This is a genomic window from Shewanella sp. 125m-1, from assembly GCF_052977065.1.
On record NZ_JBRILT010000001.1, the window covers coordinates 127,301 to 145,170 of the forward strand.

Here is a 17,870-nt window from a genome sequence, read left to right on the forward strand (position 1 = left end):
TGTCATGCCCACTACATGGAAAGACAGTGGCCTGCGTTGGTATTGGATAGTTGTGTTGGTATTTGTTGCCGACCAACTATCTAAGCAATGGGTGTTGTCGAATTTTAATCTTGGTGAATCGATTCAGTTACTGCCGGTTTTTAACTTTACCTATGTGCGTAACTATGGTGCTGCATTTAGCTTTTTAAGTGATGCAGGCGGTTGGCAGCGCTGGTTATTTACCTTTGTTGCAGTCGGCTTTAGCGTATTATTATCAGTTTGGCTGCGTCAGCAGCCAAGCAAGATGTGGCGCTTAAACCTTGCTTATACTTTAGTTATTGGTGGGGCGCTAGGTAATCTGATCGATCGTCTGCAGCATGGCTATGTAGTAGACTTTTTACATTTCTATTGGAATACCAGCCATTTTCCTGCATTTAATATCGCCGATTCGGCAATTTGTGTGGGCGCAGCACTTATCATTTTAGACTCATTTATTACGGGTAAAGATGATAAAAAAACTGATGGCGTAAAGGAGTAACTAAGTGTCTGAGATGCATTCAATTTTATGTCATATGAATATAGTGCTTGAAGATGGTTCAACCGCTGAAAGCACACGTTCAAGTGGCAAGCCTGCACGATTTAATGTCGGTGATGAAAGCTTAAGTCCGGCATTTGAAGCTGAGATTATCAACCTCAAAGAGGGAGATAAGCACAACTTTACATTGCAAGCCGCTGATACATTTGGCGAATCAAATCCAGATGCTGTACATCATATGGATAAAAGCCGTTTCCCTGCCGATATGAAGCTTGAGCCTGGTGTGATAGTGAGTTTTGCAGGCCCAGGTGGCAGTGAAATTCCTGGCATGGTAAGAGATGTGGTGGGCGACTCGGTAACAATCGATTTGAACCATCCATTGGCGGGACAAGTGCTCACCTTTGAACTAGAAGTGGTACAGGTACTGTAATTATGAATATTCTTCTGGCCAATCCCCGAGGATTCTGTGCTGGCGTAGATCGCGCGATTAGCATTGTAGAACGTGCGTTAGAGCTTTTCTCTCCGCCAATCTACGTACGCCACGAAGTGGTCCATAATCGCTATGTGGTGCAGAACTTAAAAGATCGCGGTGCAGTGTTTGTCGAAGAGTTAGACCAAGTGCCTGATGAAAGCATCGTGATCTTCAGTGCTCATGGTGTGTCTCAAGCGGTTCGCTCTGAAGCCAAGAAGCGTGGTCTTAAAGTATTTGATGCGACTTGTCCGCTGGTCACTAAAGTTCATCTTCAGGTTGCACGTGCCAGCCGCAAGGGCATTGAGTGTATCTTAATTGGCCATGCAGGCCATCCAGAAGTGGAAGGCACCATGGGGCAATACGATAACCCAGCAGGTGGTGTTCATTTGGTTGAGTCGCCTGAAGATGTCGCGCGGCTTGTGGTTAACGATCCAGAGAACTTATGTTTTGTCACGCAAACAACCTTATCAATGGATGATACGGCCGATGTCATTGCTTCGCTGCAAAAGAAGTATCCTTCGATTGAAGGCCCGCGCAAAGATGATATCTGTTATGCGACACAAAATCGTCAAGATGCTGTGCGTAATGTGGCTGAAAAGGTAGAGTTGTTTATTGTGGTCGGCTCGAAAAACAGCTCCAATTCAAATCGTCTGCGAGAATTAGCTCAGAAGAAAGGAACGCAAGCTTTCTTAGTCGACAATGCTGATGATGTTGACGCAACTTGGTTCAATGGTGTTCAACGCGTAGCGGTAACCGCAGGAGCATCGGCCCCAGAAGTATTGGTTAAACAAGTTGTTGATGCTATCGCTAATATGGCGCCAAGTGTGGTGACAGAAGTCGAAGGACGTCTAGAAGACACCGTTTTTGCTGTACCTGCCGAGCTTCGTTAATACCTAACGACACTCAGATACAAATTGAAATAAAAAAGAGGCCTAGGCCTCTTTTTTTTTGATCAAAATTCAGGTTAACTTTGACTGTTAATCATGTTTATGACTTAGTCACTACAGTTCAACATTCGACTAATTTACTATTAACCTGTATGTTTTTGTATTACTATAAGTTGCCGTTTTTAAACGCTAAAGTAACATCTTTAACGTCAACAATATGACAAACGTAAAGGAATTGACGGAATGGGAACCAGGGAGAAAGGACTTTCATTGATCGAAGTGCTCGTTGCTTTGGTTATTTTAACCGTCGGCTTGATTGGTGTTTTCAATCTCCACGTGGTTTCTAAGCGTGGTAGTTTCGAGTCCTTCCAGCAAACCTTAGCCGCTTATTCAGCGAATGATATTGTCAATAGACTGCGTTTAAACCGCACTCAGATGGCCGCTTATAGCGGAGAGTATACCGGTACTTTGACCAAGCCTGGGAAGTCTTGTGATGTTGCTGTTGGCGCCGTCGTCACCTGCTCAAATGCTGAGACGTTAGCGTGGGATATCTATCAATGGAAGCTGTTGATGGATGGATTAGATGATGTAACTGCGTGCATAGATGCAAACGTGAACGGTAATGTATCGATAGCGGTTACTTGGCGAGGGATCAGAGAAGTCAATGACGGCGCAGAAAATAGTACCTCGTTTGTCAAGGCGTGTGGTGTGGCAAGTGATCGCCGCAGAATATACCTACTTGAAACTGTGATTATATAAATATGAAAAAGTTAGTTAACGCTTATTCACAACAAGGCTTCTCATTAGTTGAGTTGATGGTTGCTATGCTAGTGAGTTTATTTCTAACCGCTGGTTTATTCTCAATGTTTGCCATGTCTTCTTCCAATGTCACAACCACTAGCCAATTTAATCAGTTACAAGAAAATGGGCGTATAGCTTTAGCATTAATTGAGCGTGATGTGAGTCAAGCTGGCTTTATGGCTGAGTTAACAGGTGTTGATCTGAATGTGGGGTCAAGCACCAGTATTATCGCTCCAGCTATCGCCGCTGCCAGTGATTGTATTGGCGGTGGTCCAAACAATGCCAGCTTTCCTGCGAGCGTTACATCTTCAAACTTTAGAAAAATTTGGGGCTACGAAAGTGGAGTGGGTGGAGAGGCCATAGCCTGCTTAGGCACTGTGGTAGCGAATACCGATGTACTTCAAATAAAACGCTTAATTGGGCCGAGTACCACATCCTTTAACGCCAACCGGTATTACATGGGGACTAATTCAAGTGAAGCGGTGATTTTTGCTGGTAGTCAAACTCCCCCGAGTCTAGATAACGGACGGTTTTGGGAATACCAGCACCATATATATTTCATCCAATTGAGTAATGGCGTGCCGGTTTTAATGCGGAGGGTTCTCGGTGTTGGTGGCATGACTGGTTCAAACTCATTAGAGCAACTGGTAGAAGGGGTTGAGGACTTCCGTGTTATGTATGGCTTCGACACGAATGGTGACAGAACAGCCGATAGTTTTATGCCAGCACAAAATGTCACTTCTCCTATTTGGGATGGTTCTCCTAATCAACGATTAGTCGCACTTAGGTTATACCTACTGGTTCGCACTGTAGAAGAAGATAATAGTTATACCGATGAGCAAACTTATGTACTCGGCGATAAGACTATTGCCGCGGCAAACGATGGTTTTAGGCGACGAGTGTTATCGACAACTATCGTACTTGAAAACCCGATATTAGTAGGAAGCTAATCATGCAAAAGCAGAAAGGGATCGTGCTATTTTTTTCACTAATTGTACTGCTGATTATGACGGTAATTGGTGTTGCGTTAGCAGTGAACTCTACGCAATCAATTCGAATGGCAGGCGCCGGTTCTGAGCGGGTAGAAGCCGTTGCTGTGGCTCGCGGTGCGCAAGACCGAGTTATTGCCAATAACCGGGGGACGAATTTAGCGCAGATTAGTAACGTTACAGTTATTGCTGATGGCACATTTGATGTGACTAATACACTAACGCCGTTATCAGATGGAGATGTCGACTGTATGAGAATGCTTCACCCAAATCAAGCCGGGATGATTGATTGCGTGCCAATGGAAATATCTAGTGAAGCAACCTTTGGTCGTAACGATATGGGGCGATTAACGTTAGTTACTGGAATTGAACAAGAAGTTCTCGGTGGAACAGGGAATTAATGATGAAAATAAACAAGTGTCTTAAGTCCATTGTTGTATCTATTTCCATGGCAATGACAGTCGTTTCTGGTGTGAGTTATGCTGATGATACCGAGCTATATGTATTTGAATCGTCTGCACGTTCAGGTTCTCGCCCTCAAGTTCTTATTATCTTTGATAACTCAGGCAGTATGAGTACGGATGAATATACTGAGGAGTTTTATGATAGAGGGGAAACCGTCGATAACTCTACCAAGATTTATTACAGCAAAGGTGGAATAGGGGTTCCAGAGCTCACCAGCCCTAATCACTTCTTTGGCTCTGTTAATGGCTGCCAGTCATCGCGCAGGTATTTACGTTCTTATGGTATGTTCACTGGTTTTGTTCGCCAATATAGCTATACCGGTGAAAATGGTGAGTGGACAGAGCTCCCTGATACTTTAAATGGCAACGTCACTACGCTCGATTGTTTTGAGGACTTTGAAGATCGCGACAAACTGTATTTCGGCAATGCTAGCGGGATCGATAAAGGATTTCCGGTTGATAGCTTAGGCTCTAAAGAAAGTCCGGTTTTGTATACCTATGTTAATAAAAATTCAAATTCATCTGATATTGACTCTTCAGTTGAAACTGCAAAATTGACAAAATTTGGTACCGGTAAGTCAGTGACTTTTTATACTGAGCGTTACGTTAATTGGTATAACTCGACTAAAAGTAAGGGGTGGGAGTCGCGTTTAGATATTGCCAAACGGGTAATGGAAGATACGGTTGTTGCAACGCCTGGCGTAGATTTTGGTTTAGCGGTATTTAACGGAAACTATTACAGTGACCAAAATGGTGGGCGCGTGATCTCAGGGATAAAGCGTCTTAATCCAGCCGATAAAGTGTCTTTGATTAATACTATTAACGATCTTGGTGCTGATACTTGGACACCACTTTGTGAAACCTTATATGAATCTTACCGCTATTTTGCTGGTTTATCAGTTAAATACGGCTTGCAAGCTTCTGGCTTAACGCCTGATAGGGATACCTCAGTAGAAAAAAATGGTATCTATGAGTCGCCATTTAACGCGATGCAATGCTCTAGTAATGCCTATGTTGTTTACATTACGGATGGCTCTCCGACAAACGATACCAATGCTGATTATTATGTTAGCCGTATGAATGGTTACCGTTCATCAGATCGTGAAGGAGGCAGTTATTTGCCTGCACTGGCGAGTATTATGAACCGTAAAGACGTTAATACGTCAATGGATGGTGACCAGCATGTCTCCACTTTTACTATTGGCTTCAGTGATGGGGCTAACAGCGCTGCGCCTATTTTGAAGAAAACGGCAGAATTAGGTGGCGGTAAGTATTTTGCGGCTAAAGATGCATCGGCACTGCAATCCGCTTTACAAGAGGTTTTCTCTCAGATCCTAGAAGTTAATGCCAGTTTCACCTCTCCTTCCATTGCCAGCAATAACTTCGATAGAACACAAACCTTCGATTCTGTTTACTACGCAATGTTCTTGCCGAATAAAGGGCCGCGATGGCTTGGCAATATCAAGAAATTTAAGGTGACGGGTAATGGTGATATTGTCGATAAAAATGGTGCAAATGCTATTGGTGATGACGGTAACCTAAAGGATTCAGCTTGTTCGTATTGGACGCCTAATTCAGTTTGCTCTGCAGCAAGCGGTGGTGGTGACGGTAACGATGTGCGTACCGGCGGCGTGTTACATGAGTTACAAACTACAAGTACCAGTGACCGAACTATTTATGGTGATTTTGGTAACAATGGGAGCCTGTCTGCATTCAGCCGAAGTAATGCGGTAGCCAAAGCGGGCAGTGAAACAGCATTGGCAGCCTATATGGGCATAGATAAGTCGCAAATATCTAGCTACATTGATTGGGTAAAGGGTAAAGACACCGATGATGACGATAATGATAATTCGACATCTGATATTCGAGAAGATGTGTTTGGAGACCCGCTGCATTCTAAGCCGTTAGCGATTAACTTTGGTACTGAAGGCAATCCTGATATTCGGATTGTATTAGGGACTAACCACGGCTTCCTGCACATGTTTAAAGATGAGGGTAACACCGTCTCAGAAACTTGGTCATTTATGCCCTATGAGCTGTTACCCAATATCAGAGAGTTAAGAGCCAATGTCCCAACTGGATTGCATTCAGTGTATGGCTTTGATAGTTCAACAGTGTCATTTGTGAAAACCAAAAGCTCTGGTGAAGTAGAAAAAGCTTGGCTATTTGCAGGAATGAGACGTGGTGGCAAGTCCTATTATGCGTTAGATATTTCCAACCCAGATAGCCCTAAAAAGCTTTGGAAGGTCAGTGCTAATGATCCCGGAATGGCTGAACTTGGGCAAACTTGGTCTGAACCTGTTGTGACTTACATTCCGGGCTGGCCAGCAGGCAATACTGAATACTCTAAAGCAAAACCGGTATTGATTTTTGGTGCAGGTTATTCACCAGCAACTAAAGATAGTGCAGCCGTTGGCACGAACGATTCTCAAGGTCGTGGAGTATTTATATTGGATGCCGAAACGGGGGCGTTAGTGCATTCGTTTGGTCCAAATAGCGGTGCTAATATCACTCAGATACCTGGTATAACAGACAGTATTCCTAATGCGGTAGCTATATTAGACAGTAATGGTGATAAGTTAACTGACCGCATCTATGCATCAGATACAGGTGCGAATGTATGGCGTATAGACTTACCAAGCGCTAATCCTAAGGATTCTAATAAACCATGGACAGCATTTAAATTTGCAGATTTAGGCGGGAATTCCGTCACCAGTGATAGACGTTTTTTCGTTGAGCCTGCAGTAGCCCAAACGGTGTTTACTAATATTGCCGAAGTTGATGTCACTGTTGGAGGGCAAACAAGCAGCACTACAACGTATCAAAGTGTGCCATATGATGCGGTGGTGATTGGCTCGGGCCATCGCCCACACCCTTTGGATGTAAAGCGAAATGATTACTTCTTTACCTTGCAAGATCGTAATGTAGTTACTCGCTCGTTTACCGGATCGGGTGATAATACTATCCCAAGTCCAATTAGCTTTAATAACCTCTACGATGTGACTTCAGGCTCCCCGGCAACAGATACCGAAAATATCGAGTTTGGCAAGACACTCGGTTGGTACTATAGCTTTGGCGGCGTGGGAGAAAAGAGTTTAGCTGCGGCAACAATTATCGAAGGGCGGGTGTTCTTCACTTCTTATGTGCCAGGCCAAGCCTCAGATGCTAACCAATGTTTAGTTAGCGGCGTTGGTCGTCTATATGGATTTGATCTTCACCGCGGGATCCGCTCATATACTCATGAGTATTTAGAAATGGGTGAGAGAGTACCCGATACCCCGCAGCTAGTTGTGCCACCAAATGGTTCAGATGACAGCTACATGTACCTTATTGGTATCGGTGCAGCAGGAGATAAAATGGAGCTTAAAGATTGCCCTGCAGGTAGTATAGATTGCCCACCGCCTCCTCCTTGTGCACCTGGTGACAATAAGTGTGTTGGTGGCGCATTAGGGGTAAACCGAATTTATTATCATGTAGACGAGTAGGTTAGATAGATGTTGAAACATAAAGGTTTTACCTTAATTGAGTTAATGATTACGGTCGCAATTATCGGCATTTTGGCATCAATCGCTTATCCATCATATGTAGAGTATGTGGCAAAAGGTGTTAGAGCTGATGGTTTATCGCTACTTGTTGAGGCGGCAAATAGACAGGAGCAGTTTTATTTAGATAATCGTGTTTATACAACAGACATGACCAATCTGGGCTTTGATAAAAGCCCATATGTGAGTGAAAGTGGTGATTACAGCCTGAGTAGCTCAACCGGAACGGGTAGCTTTACTTTGACGGCGACAGCATTGGCTGGACAAGCTAAAAGAGACAGCGAATGCGCGACAATAAAAATCACTGAAACTGGAGCAAAAACTCCTAAGGCGTGTTGGTAATGAAATGGCTTCTATTTCCTATATTGTCTTTTTCTGCGGCTGCAGTTGCACAGGACCAGCCAGTAGAAAAAGCAGAATATAAGTGTTTTGTAGAAACATCTGTGAGTAAGAAAGTAGTGTTTTATCGTTGGGAGGTTAATCGCTTTCAACGCAACATGAACCGTTTATCTGCTCGTAAAGTTCCAAATGATGGTCGCAGTAATAGACCTTATATTAAAGATGTCTTTGAGTGTGTTTTACTTGATGAGCCTTTCAAGAGTGCTGAAGCTAACGCGTTGGATAAAGTTACACCTAGATAAACATTTCTAGGTAAAAGAGGGGGGAAGTCATCGCAGTGGCTTTCAACTTGCAACCTAATAACCTTTAATGAACTTACCTCTTGATATATTTAAACATCAAAAGGAGTGTATTGCTGTTGCCATTTAGCTGCTACTTTTATTCTATTGTGGCAGCTAAAGATAGCAATTAGCTGCAAGTTAAGCCAGTGGCAGAAGAAGTACGCAGCTTTCCTGATGACATAATATCGACCGCTTTCGCATTCTCGTTGCTTTTACTAGAAGGGCAATAAATAATTTGTCTAGTACCGCCTGATGAAATTCCTGTCAACATCCCTTCGGGGTTAAAGCTGATAGAGCTTAAGTTATAGCTAACAAAGTCATTAGAGTTGAATGCATCGACCTCTCGAATAACCTGATCTTTCACACCATTAGTACTATCAATCGTACCAATAGTGCCGTTATCGATAAAAATACTATAGCCACCTTGCCAGTTTGTGCCACAACTTGTACCTGATAATGGACAGACGGTAACGATAGCGCCGTAACTAATAGCATGGCTTCGAGCGACGGTTAAAGATTGCTGAATATTTCTAATGCTTGAGTCGCTACGAGAAGCTTCGTACATAGCTGTAAAGGAAGGGACGGCAATACTGATCAATATGGTTGCAACGGCTAACGTCACCATTAGCTCAACAAGAGTGAAAGCTTTTATTGTATTTTTGTACTTTCTCATGGCGATTTCCTTTGCCTAATAACGCCATCAGTATATTACACTTTCGATGTATTTTCAGTAACCAAATCCGCCACTTTACATGCCAATATATTGGCTCGAAAGACTTTTTTGACTTTATGCGAGAAGACATTAACTGTATTAATTAGCAAAGGTTCTACAAGCCTTTAGTCACAACTGATATCCGTTTTCTTTGAGAAGCGGATTCGTCCCGACTGACTGACAATGATAGCTCTCGAGTATTCACTGTTTGCTGAGTCTGGACAGTATTTTAATGTGCCGTTAGTACCAGAGGCGAGACCTTCAGGTTGAAACCGAATTGCCGATCGATTGTAACTAATGTAATCCTTTGAGTTAAATGGACCTATTTGATAAATAATTTTGTCATTACCATCAATAATATTAGACTGGCCTGAATCAGTAAAAATACTGATATTACCTTGCCAATCATTGCCACAGGCATGCGCCGTTAACGGACAGACTGTCACCCTAGAACCATAGGCAACCGCATGGTTTCTTGCCATCTGAATTGACTGCTGAATTTTTCTAATATTAGAATCGGATCGCACGCCTGCATATATAGAGTTAAAAGAAGGCACTGCAATTACTGTCAAGATGGTGGCAACAACTAAAGTCACCATGAGTTCAACTAGAGTGAATCCGCTTGATTTATAGTACATATTAACTCTTCCTTGAGTTGCATATTTACATCCTGTAAATATTAAGTGGGGTACAGCCGAAGTATAGTCTACTGATGACGAATTTAAGTGCGCATTGGTATATTGTTCGGTTATATGAAGACTGCGTTTACTTTTGTGCTAACCCATAAATCACTTTAGACTTCATAGTTTTGCTACTGCGTGATAAGCTACCGCGCAGTCAAATTAAGCCTTTCAGCAAGTTTTTAGGGAGTTTTACAATGAAAAAAGTCGAAGCCATTATTAAACCATTTAAGTTAGATGATGTGCGCGAATCACTTGCTGATATAGGTATTACTGGTATGACTGTTTCTGAAGTAAAAGGCTTCGGTCGTCAGAAGGGGCATACCGAGCTTTATCGTGGTGCTGAGTACATGGTTGATTTTTTGCCAAAAGTTAAAATTGAGCTAGTGATTCAAGATGAACTGCTTGAGCAGGCTTTAGAAGTCATCGTTGATACGGCGCGAACCGGTAAGATTGGCGATGGTAAAATTTTCGTGACAGATATTGAGCGTGTTATTCGTATTCGTACCGGTGAAGAGAACGAAGAAGCGGTATAAGCGTTAACGACTTTTTCGCATTATCTGATTGTACAAATAATGCGAAAAAGCAGCTACAGAGTTTAGTTGAACATAGCCGACATTAAATTCGTGGCTTGGCTGATGAGTCTCTGATGACAGGCTCTGGCTGGAAGATTTTAGCTACATCAGACTTTTGTTCTCGGCGTTTAGCGATGAGTAACTCTGTCGCAATATGTGCGATCTCTTCATTGGGTTGATGCACTGTGGTTAGCTTAGGCCAAGTCTGACGTGAAAAAGGACTATCCTCAAACCCTACAATAGATATGTCTGACGGAATATCTACACCTTCGAGTCTTGCTGCAAATAATGCACCTGCGGCGATCTCATCATTACAAGCTACAATAGCTGTCGGTCTCACCTGTTTCTTAAGTAAGACTTTGGCTCCTTCAACACCAGACTCAAATGAATACTTGCCATCTATGATATAGCTTTCATTGAGTGAGATATGGTTATCTTTCAATGCCTGCTTAAATCCGGCTAAACGTTCTTTGGTCGACTCATGCTCATGATCACCGCTTAAGAATGCGATATCTTTATGGCCAAGATCAATCAGATGCTGAGTAATGGAAATTGCACCGGATCTATCGTTAACCATAACGGCTAAGCCTGTGTCTGCTTTGACTTTATCCCCTGCGATAATGCGCACATAGCTAGCATCGATTTTGTCTAGCTCAGCTAAGATAATAGGATCTTCAGATAACGGCGGGGTTAGCACCAAACCGGATAAACGGTTGTGCTTAACTAATTTAGTCAGCTCTTCACAAATATTTTTTGATTTAGAGTTGCAAGGGTGAATGAGCAGCTCGTAACCCAAATCTTTGCAAGCAGAAAGAATGCCATTTTGCATATCGATGATGTAATAAGCATTAGGGTTATCATAAATAAAACCAATTACATATGACTTTGTTCCAGCCAGATTTCGCGCAGCCAAGTTGGGCTGGTAATTAAGTTCTGCAATCGCGGTATTCACTTTGTCGATAGTCTCTTGCTTTACCGAAGGCTCATTATTGGTAACCCGTGACACGGTTTTTATCGATACGCCTGCATGTTTAGCGACATCATTTATGGTGACTTTCATTAAGCGAGATTCTCTTCGTTACACATTCTGCGTTGCCAAACCATGGTAACACAAGATTAACAATTGGCGCTGAGATGGTGCCATTTGCCCGTAAATTTAGCGGTATAGTGCGAAGTTTTATCCAAATTAGCAATGATAAGCAGGCAACTTTTATGTTTTTTTACTCGGATTAAAAAAAAATCACTTATTAGTCACAATGCTTTCTGTGATTTAACTATATGTATTTTAATGACTATTAAGTCGTGCAATATCGGTCATTGTTATTTTATACAATTATAATGAGCTCGGTGGTTATTTTGTTGTGGCGCGACTGTTAATAATTGTGTAATGTTTGCCCTAGACATGACAGCGTTGTCATTCCGCTTCTGGAATGGTTATGGATATAAAAAAAAGATAATAAGTTATGGAAGGGAAACGAGATGCGACCATCTACCTTTAAGAAAAGTGTACTAGCTACAAATATCGCGCTGCTAATGAGTGGCGCTATGTCAGTTTCTGCAATAGCAGCAGAGGCTGATGCGAAAGCTGCAGCAGACGAAAACATTGAAAAAATTGAAGTTCGCGGCATGCGCGCTTCAATGAAAGCGTCAATCAATGAAAAAAGATTTTCAGATTCTGTTGTTGATGCCATTACCGCAGAAGATATTGGTAAGTTTCCCGATGGTGATGTGGGTGAGTCACTCGCTCGTATTCCGGGTGTTACTGTTAACCGTCAGTTTGGCCAAGGCCAACAGGTTTCCATTCGTGGTGCATCAAGCCAATTGACCCGTACTTTATTAAATGGCCACGCTGTTGCATCAACAGGTTGGTTTGATCAGCAAGCTATCGACCGCAGCTTTAACTATTCACTGCTACCGCCTGAAATGGTGAGTGGCATTGAGGTTTACAAGTCATCTCAAGCAGACCTTCCTGAAGGTGGTATTGGTGGTACGGTAATCGTTAAGACTCGTAAACCACTGGATTTAGATGCAAACACCGTTTTTGTTAGCGCAAAAGGCGATTATGGTACGATTTCAGAAAGTATCGACCCTGAGCTTTCTGGTCTTTATAGCTGGAAAAATGATGATGAAAACTTTGGTGTTTTAGTCTCAGCAGCAGGTTCTGAAACTGACTACCAGCGTAACGGTATTGAAACACTGCTTGGTTGGGGTGAAATAGTCCCATCTACTTTCCAGCAAGACCGTAAACGTACCGCTATCAATGTGGCTGCACAGTATCGTCCAACCGATGCGCTAGAGTTTGGTCTGACTTATACCGGCTTAGAGATGAAAGCCAATAACGCCAATACCTCTATCTTCCTATTCCCGACTCAGCAAGGCGTGAATACCTGTAATCAAGTCAATGCCGCAGGCGTTTGTACTGATATTACTCATACTGGTGAAGGTGGATTTGCTTGGGCCCAAACGTGGGCACGTAAAGCAAAAATGACATCTGACACGCTTGATTTTGATTTTAACTATGAAGCTGAAAACTTTACTGTTGATGGCCGTGTGGGTAACACTAAATCAGATGGTGGTACCAGCTTAACCTCTAACTACGGTGGCTCAATTGGCCAACCGGGTGACTTTGCTGGTCGTTATGATGCCACCGGTAAGATTATTGACATCGATATCGCTAAGCAAGACTTTGATGCAGGTGATTTCAATGGCGACCTGTCAACATCTGCTTGGGCATTGAAGAAGCAGCCAAACAGTGACGAAGAAACCTATGCAGATTTAAACTTCACGATCCCTGTTGAGTTAGGTGCAATTACCTCATTTAAGACGGGCGTTCGTTATGCTGATCATGACGTAACTCAGCAAACTGATATCGCAACTGTTGGTGACATTGCAGTGCGTGATCCATCATATTATTACAACGGTACAATTTCATCAGGTGCAGGCTTTACTCTGCCAAAACCTAACTTTGACGCAATGATCAACGATGCGAATGCCGCTATTACAGGTTTTGAGCGTGATAAGTCAGGTTATGGAACGCTGAATGAGAAAAATTTCGCTATGTACGCCATGGCAACATTCCAGTCTGAAGGTATTCGCGGTAACGTCGGTCTACGCTATGTATCTAGTGATGTGAGGTCAGATTATTATGCATTGAGCGATACCGGCCAGTTTGCTGATAATTTAAGTACTGATAAAGCCAGCTACAGCGACGTGTTACCAAGCATTAATATTGCCTTTGATTTAACTTCAGATTTGATTTTACGTACAACCGCCGCGCAGGTGATGTCTCGTCCTAATTACTCTGAGTTGTTTGCGACATCGACCTTACCAGGTTTAAACGATGGTACGCCGCATAACGAAAAGTTAAACATTGGCTCTGTTTCACTTGACCCATTTAAAGCGACGCAGGCTGACGTGAGCCTTGAGTGGTATTTCGGTGGCGAAGGGCTTGCGGCGATTACCTACTTTATTAAAGACGTAAACTCATTTGTCTCTACTAAACAGAAGCTTAAACAACAGATTGGTATTGACGATAATGATGTAAAAGCTGATTGGGAAAATAATGGTAACCCAAGTGCTTGTGGTGAAGGCGTATTTGACTGCTGGACAGTGAGTGAGAAATACAACGCCGATGGTGGTCGAATTGAAGGTGTTGAACTACAGCTTCAAGACTCTTTCGATAATGGTCTAGGTTACTCGGCTAACTATACCTTCGCTGATGCGAGCTCTCCATCAGAAAACTATCCAGATCAAGTGGGTGTGTTCTCTGATTCATCTAAGCACACTGTTAACTTGGTTGGCTTTTATGAGATGGATGCGTTATCTGCACGTGTAGCCTATAACTGGCGTAGTGAGTACATGATGCGTGAGCTGCCAGGTTTCTACGGTAACCGCCAGCACGAAGCATATGGGACACTTGATTTGAGTGCATCATACAGCGTAACAGAGTGGATGGACGTGACGTTCGAAGCGGTTAATATTTTGGAAGAAGATAGCGTTCAAACGGGTGTAGCCCCGCTTGATGCAGAGGTTATCCCAGAGTTTAAAGCTGACTACCCAGTGTGGAGCTTTGAGGGCGAAGCACGTTACAAAGTTGGCGTAGCATTGCGCTTCTAATCAATACAATATAGTCGTCATCAAAAAGCCCAGCATTTGCTGGGTTTTTTATTAAATAACAATCTGATAATTAGCATTTTTTATTGGAGTGCTAAGAACTAAATGCTAAATGCCAAATATTAAATACTTAGTGTGTGCTAGTTTGGTATTGGTCTTTTTGACTCAAGAATATTGAGAGGGTCTATGGATATTAAAAGAATTGCTATCGTAGGTGGCGGCACAGCAGGTTGGCTGGCTGCGAATCACTTAGGTAAGGCTGCGCTAAGCAATCAGCACTTATCGGTAACTTTAATCGAGTCTCCTGATATTCCTACTATAGGGGTCGGTGAGGGCACTGTCCCTGCTATTCGTCAATCGCTTAACAGTTTTGGGATCAGTGAGGCAGAGTTTATTCGTCGCTGTGATGTGACTTTCAAGCAATCAATAAAGTTTGTTAATTGGCTTGATAAAAACAGCCATGGTGAGGAAAACTTTTATCATCACCTCTTTGATATGCCTGCGGCAATGGGAGAAGCGTTAACGGCTCAATGGTTGTCTAAAAAAGATCGCGCTTACGCAGGAACTATATCGCCTCAACACGCAGTTTGCGAGGCATATAAAGCCCCTAAAGCGATCACAGATCCAGAGTACAGTGGTCGTTTGGGGTATGCCTATCACCTTAATGCGGCAAAGTTTGCTGAGCTGTTAGGAGAAAATGCAACAGAGCGCTTTGGAGTCGAACATATTCGTGCGAACGTAAAACAGGTCGTATTAGGTGAAGAGGGTGAAATCAAGTCTTTAGTGACAGATACCAGTGGTACGCTTGATTTTGACTTTTATATCGACTGTTCAGGCTTCGCTTCATTGTTAATTGACGGTTCATTAAAGGTGCCGTTTATCAGTAAGGCTGAGGAGTTGTTTGTCGATAAAGCTGTTGTGGTTCAAGTCGCTACCGCAAGTGACGATATTATTCCTCCCTTCACCGTTTCTACGGCGCATCAAGCCGGTTGGATTTGGGATATTGCATTAAGCAACCGACGTGGAGTGGGCTTTGTTTACTGTTCTAAATACATGGATGATGCGACTGCGGTGAGCAAACTGGACAAGTATTTAGGTGGAAAGCTTTCTGAGCATCAGCACAGAGTTATTCCTATGACGGTCGGCTACCGTGAGCGCTCGTGGGAGAAAAACTGCGTAGCATTGGGTTTAGCGCAGGGTTTCTTAGAGCCCCTTGAGGCCACATCAATCTTATTAACTGACTTTGCAGCAGGTTTGTTAGCGAGTCGTTTTCCTACCTCGACAGAACAATTACCTGTTCTGAAACAGCGTTTTAACCATGTAATGGAGTATGCCTGGGAGCGAGTGGTTGATTTTATCAAGTTGCATTATTGCTTGTCAGATAGAGCCGACTCTCAGTTTTGGATTGATAATCGTTGCCCCGCAACAATGTCTGATACGCTTAAAAGTCGCTTGGCCCTTTGGCAAGATTTTGTACCTAATAGAGAAGACTTCTTTAGTAAATTTGAGGTTTTCGATTTAGAAAACTACCTCTATGTGCTTTATGGCATGCACTATACCACTGAGGTTAATCAGGATAAAAGCGAACTGAATAACAGCGCCTATCAGCAAAGGCTAGATGAGGTTTCAGCTCAGTTAATTACCGCTCTGCCAGAACACCGAGAGCTACTTGAAAAAATTAAGCGCTATGGTCTACAAAGGGTGTAGCGTCTAGCGATGCTCAAATAGCGCTTACGGAGAGCATCTAAGAATCGTGCACCTGGGAATAGTACTCAGAGGAATAGTACTCAGGGATAATATCTAGGGATAACATCCAGGGATAACGTACTAAGAGTACGGATTAGAACCTCTCCACTCTTTACCGTAAAGGGATTGGAGCTGCTGCTGATGTGACGGAAAGTGCTGTGTGACGGTATTAAAGTATTTGATAATATTATCAAGTTTAACCGCTTTATCGCTTGCCAGCTTGTTGGTGTTTTGTGGGTTAAAACGTTCTTTCCCGGCTAACAGGCAGTACCAACTCGGAGTCAGGTAGGCCGTATGGCTTTGTGTCGCTTGTAGCACTGTCTCTAGATCGCCATCAGGTGAATCCCAAACCGCTATGATTTGCTTTAGCTTGTCAGAGCAGGTTTGCAGGTTTCGTGCATCAAGCCAATATTGGCTATCGGTGCGAGTATTTAAAAAATAATGTGCCTGAATGTAGTCTTTAATGGCATCAAACATCGCATTAATCTTGCTGTTAAATAGGTTTTGCTGGCTTAACTCAGCTCTTGCATAGCTGCGAATAAACTCTTCTAGCGTATATTGCACTGCCATTAAGGCTGTGGCCTCAAGAGGCTCGATAAAGCCTTGAGAAAGGCCCACCGCTAGCACATTTTTATGCCAATGTTTTTCAACTCTTCCGAGTCGCATAGATAAATGCTTGGCAGGCATACCTTCACAGTCATTGCCAATATGTGCCCTCAATTCTGCTTCAGCTGTGTTGCTATCAATATACTTTGAGGAATATACATAACCATTACCATAACGGCTACTTAAGGGGATCTTCCATGCCCAACCTGCACTTAAAGCCGCGGACTCAGTGAAAGGTGGCATAGGCTCACAGTTATTGATATTCGATGGGATCGCGATTGCGCTATCGTTGAGCAAACTGTCTGAATAGTCTTTAAATGATGTTTTTAGGGTTTTACCAATTAATAAAGCGCTAAAACCTGTGCAATCAACAAATAGCTCGCTGGTAAGTCTTTCACCGGACTGAGTGAGAAGCTGCTTTATATTATTTTTTTCATCAGTTTCAATATGTTCGACTGTATCTGAGACATGCTTTACCCCTAGTTTTATTGCGCGCTCTTTTAGATATTCACCTAATAATGCAGAATCAAAATGATAGCCATATTCCATAGTGCCATTGAGCGCTATATCGGTGTTTGGACTGCGGTTTTCTTTTGCTAAAAAGCTTTGTAACCAGTAATTATCAGGATGTGCATCGACCGCAAAACCTTGACGCTTTAGGTCAGTGTTATGGATAAACGCCTGACCTGTTTTGGTATCAATATCAGAATAAAACGGATGAAAGTAGCTATTGTGTTCAATGTTAGACAGCCAGTTAGGGAAGCTAATACCACATTTGTAAGTGGCATTACATCTGGGCATCCATTCAGATTCTGCTATTTCTAGGGTTTCAAAAAAACGTTTTAATGCTGGAGTGGAGCCTTCTCCTACACCAATCTTTGCAATTTCGGCAGAATCGATAACGGTAATGTTACAGCCAGCACTGCCCCAAGCATGATGCAAAAGACTTGCGCTCATCCAACCGGCGGTGCCTCCACCTATAATAATTATCTTTTTTGGAGGAGTCGTAGCGATCATTTGGTCTACCTTTGGCATTTGCGAACTATCAGCCGTAGCAACCACAAAGATGCTTTACGGCTGAACTCTCAC

General features: G+C 42.9%; 16 protein-coding genes. 12 read left to right on the top strand and 4 right to left on the bottom strand.

Annotated features, from left to right (window positions below; translation table 11 throughout):
- The first annotated feature begins 4 nt into the window (after positions 1–4).
- The 9 genes from lspA (at position 5) to ACVBIK_RS00600 (ending at position 8,310) form a co-directional block, all read left to right on the top strand.
- A complete protein-coding gene (lspA, locus tag ACVBIK_RS00560; protein ID WP_447160459.1) occupies positions 5–517 on the top strand; it encodes a signal peptidase II in 513 nt (170 codons plus the stop codon).
- A gap of 13 nt (positions 518–530) precedes the next feature.
- A complete protein-coding gene (fkpB, locus tag ACVBIK_RS00565; protein WP_447160517.1) occupies positions 531–944 on the top strand; it encodes an FKBP-type peptidyl-prolyl cis-trans isomerase in 414 nt (137 codons plus the stop codon).
- A 2-nt stretch (positions 945–946) separates the two neighbouring features.
- Positions 947–1,876 (top strand): 4-hydroxy-3-methylbut-2-enyl diphosphate reductase, encoded by a 930-nt coding sequence (ispH, locus tag ACVBIK_RS00570; RefSeq protein WP_447160460.1) that lies wholly within the window; start codon positions 947–949, stop codon positions 1,874–1,876.
- 240 nt (positions 1,877–2,116) lie between these two features.
- Positions 2,117–2,632, top strand: coding sequence for a type IV pilus modification protein PilV (gene pilV, locus ACVBIK_RS00575; RefSeq protein WP_447160461.1), 516 nt, complete (start codon positions 2,117–2,119; stop codon positions 2,630–2,632).
- 2 nt (positions 2,633–2,634) lie between these two features.
- Positions 2,635–3,624, top strand: a complete 990-nt coding sequence (locus ACVBIK_RS00580) for a PilW family protein (protein WP_447160462.1) — start codon at positions 2,635–2,637, stop codon at positions 3,622–3,624.
- Between the two features lie 2 nt (positions 3,625–3,626).
- On the top strand, positions 3,627–4,064 hold the full coding sequence (locus tag ACVBIK_RS00585; protein WP_447160463.1) for a pilus assembly PilX family protein: 438 nt from the start codon (positions 3,627–3,629) through the stop codon (positions 4,062–4,064).
- A 2-nt stretch (positions 4,065–4,066) separates the two neighbouring features.
- Entirely contained in the window at positions 4,067–7,612 is a 3,546-nt protein-coding gene (locus tag ACVBIK_RS00590) for a pilus assembly protein (RefSeq protein WP_447168837.1), read from the top strand.
- 9 nt (positions 7,613–7,621) lie between these two features.
- Complete coding sequence (locus ACVBIK_RS00595; protein WP_447160465.1) at positions 7,622–8,011, top strand: type IV pilin protein; 390 nt, start codon at positions 7,622–7,624, stop codon at positions 8,009–8,011.
- On the top strand, positions 8,011–8,310 hold the full coding sequence (locus tag ACVBIK_RS00600; RefSeq protein ID WP_447160466.1) for a TapY2 family type IVa secretion system protein: 300 nt from the start codon (positions 8,011–8,013) through the stop codon (positions 8,308–8,310). The genes ACVBIK_RS00595 and ACVBIK_RS00600 overlap by 1 nt, the downstream gene beginning before the upstream one ends.
- Before the next feature lie 166 nt (positions 8,311–8,476).
- Here the strand turns inward: ACVBIK_RS00600 and ACVBIK_RS00605 are convergent, their stop codons facing one another.
- Together ACVBIK_RS00605 and ACVBIK_RS00610 are read right to left on the bottom strand one after the other, a co-directional pair.
- A complete protein-coding gene (locus ACVBIK_RS00605) occupies positions 8,477–9,022 on the bottom strand; it encodes a GspH/FimT family pseudopilin (protein WP_447160467.1) in 546 nt (181 codons plus the stop codon).
- 164 nt (positions 9,023–9,186) lie between these two features.
- Positions 9,187–9,699 (bottom strand): GspH/FimT family pseudopilin, encoded by a 513-nt coding sequence (locus ACVBIK_RS00610; protein ID WP_447160468.1) that lies wholly within the window; start codon positions 9,697–9,699, stop codon positions 9,187–9,189.
- A 239-nt stretch (positions 9,700–9,938) separates the two neighbouring features.
- Between ACVBIK_RS00610 and ACVBIK_RS00615 the strand changes: the two genes are divergently transcribed.
- Entirely contained in the window at positions 9,939–10,277 is a 339-nt protein-coding gene (locus ACVBIK_RS00615; protein WP_012154353.1) for a P-II family nitrogen regulator, read from the top strand.
- Between the two features lie 82 nt (positions 10,278–10,359).
- Here the strand turns inward: ACVBIK_RS00615 and ACVBIK_RS00620 are convergent, their stop codons facing one another.
- Positions 10,360–11,376, bottom strand: a complete 1,017-nt coding sequence (locus ACVBIK_RS00620) for a LacI family DNA-binding transcriptional regulator (protein WP_447160469.1) — start codon at positions 11,374–11,376, stop codon at positions 10,360–10,362.
- A 419-nt stretch (positions 11,377–11,795) separates the two neighbouring features.
- On the opposite strand from ACVBIK_RS00620, the gene ACVBIK_RS00625 reads away from it, so the two are divergent.
- Both ACVBIK_RS00625 and ACVBIK_RS00630 read left to right on the top strand, forming a co-directional pair.
- Positions 11,796–14,432, top strand: a complete 2,637-nt coding sequence (locus ACVBIK_RS00625) for a TonB-dependent receptor (RefSeq protein ID WP_447168838.1) — start codon at positions 11,796–11,798, stop codon at positions 14,430–14,432.
- A 183-nt stretch (positions 14,433–14,615) separates the two neighbouring features.
- On the top strand, positions 14,616–16,136 hold the full coding sequence (locus tag ACVBIK_RS00630; RefSeq protein WP_447168839.1) for a tryptophan halogenase family protein: 1,521 nt from the start codon (positions 14,616–14,618) through the stop codon (positions 16,134–16,136).
- Between the two features lie 120 nt (positions 16,137–16,256).
- Here the strand turns inward: ACVBIK_RS00630 and ACVBIK_RS00635 are convergent, their stop codons facing one another.
- The gene (locus tag ACVBIK_RS00635; RefSeq protein ID WP_447168840.1) at positions 16,257–17,816 is read right to left on the bottom strand and encodes a tryptophan halogenase family protein; all 1,560 of its coding nucleotides are present in this window, start codon (positions 17,814–17,816) and stop codon (positions 16,257–16,259) included.
- Positions 17,817–17,870: the final 54 nt, after the last annotated feature.

Coding starts and splice junctions, on each gene's coding strand:
- ACVBIK_RS00620 (WP_447160469.1), bottom strand. CDS start 11,376: ATGAAAGTCACCATAAATGATGTCGCTAAACATGCAGGCGTATCGATA.
- ACVBIK_RS00600 (WP_447160466.1), top strand. CDS start 8,011: ATGAAATGGCTTCTATTTCCTATATTGTCTTTTTCTGCGGCTGCAGTT.
- pilV (WP_447160461.1), top strand. CDS start 2,117: ATGGGAACCAGGGAGAAAGGACTTTCATTGATCGAAGTGCTCGTTGCT.
- ACVBIK_RS00590 (WP_447168837.1), top strand. CDS start 4,067: ATGAAAATAAACAAGTGTCTTAAGTCCATTGTTGTATCTATTTCCATG.
- ACVBIK_RS00585 (WP_447160463.1), top strand. CDS start 3,627: ATGCAAAAGCAGAAAGGGATCGTGCTATTTTTTTCACTAATTGTACTG.
- ACVBIK_RS00630 (WP_447168839.1), top strand. CDS start 14,616: ATGGATATTAAAAGAATTGCTATCGTAGGTGGCGGCACAGCAGGTTGG.
- ACVBIK_RS00605 (WP_447160467.1), bottom strand. CDS start 9,022: ATGAGAAAGTACAAAAATACAATAAAAGCTTTCACTCTTGTTGAGCTA.
- ispH (WP_447160460.1), top strand. CDS start 947: ATGAATATTCTTCTGGCCAATCCCCGAGGATTCTGTGCTGGCGTAGAT.
- ACVBIK_RS00625 (WP_447168838.1), top strand. CDS start 11,796: ATGCGACCATCTACCTTTAAGAAAAGTGTACTAGCTACAAATATCGCG.
- ACVBIK_RS00595 (WP_447160465.1), top strand. CDS start 7,622: ATGTTGAAACATAAAGGTTTTACCTTAATTGAGTTAATGATTACGGTC.
- lspA (WP_447160459.1), top strand. CDS start 5: ATGCCCACTACATGGAAAGACAGTGGCCTGCGTTGGTATTGGATAGTT.
- ACVBIK_RS00580 (WP_447160462.1), top strand. CDS start 2,635: ATGAAAAAGTTAGTTAACGCTTATTCACAACAAGGCTTCTCATTAGTT.
- ACVBIK_RS00615 (WP_012154353.1), top strand. CDS start 9,939: ATGAAAAAAGTCGAAGCCATTATTAAACCATTTAAGTTAGATGATGTG.
- ACVBIK_RS00635 (WP_447168840.1), bottom strand. CDS start 17,816: ATGCCAAAGGTAGACCAAATGATCGCTACGACTCCTCCAAAAAAGATA.
- fkpB (WP_447160517.1), top strand. CDS start 531: ATGCATTCAATTTTATGTCATATGAATATAGTGCTTGAAGATGGTTCA.
- ACVBIK_RS00610 (WP_447160468.1), bottom strand. CDS start 9,699: ATGTACTATAAATCAAGCGGATTCACTCTAGTTGAACTCATGGTGACT.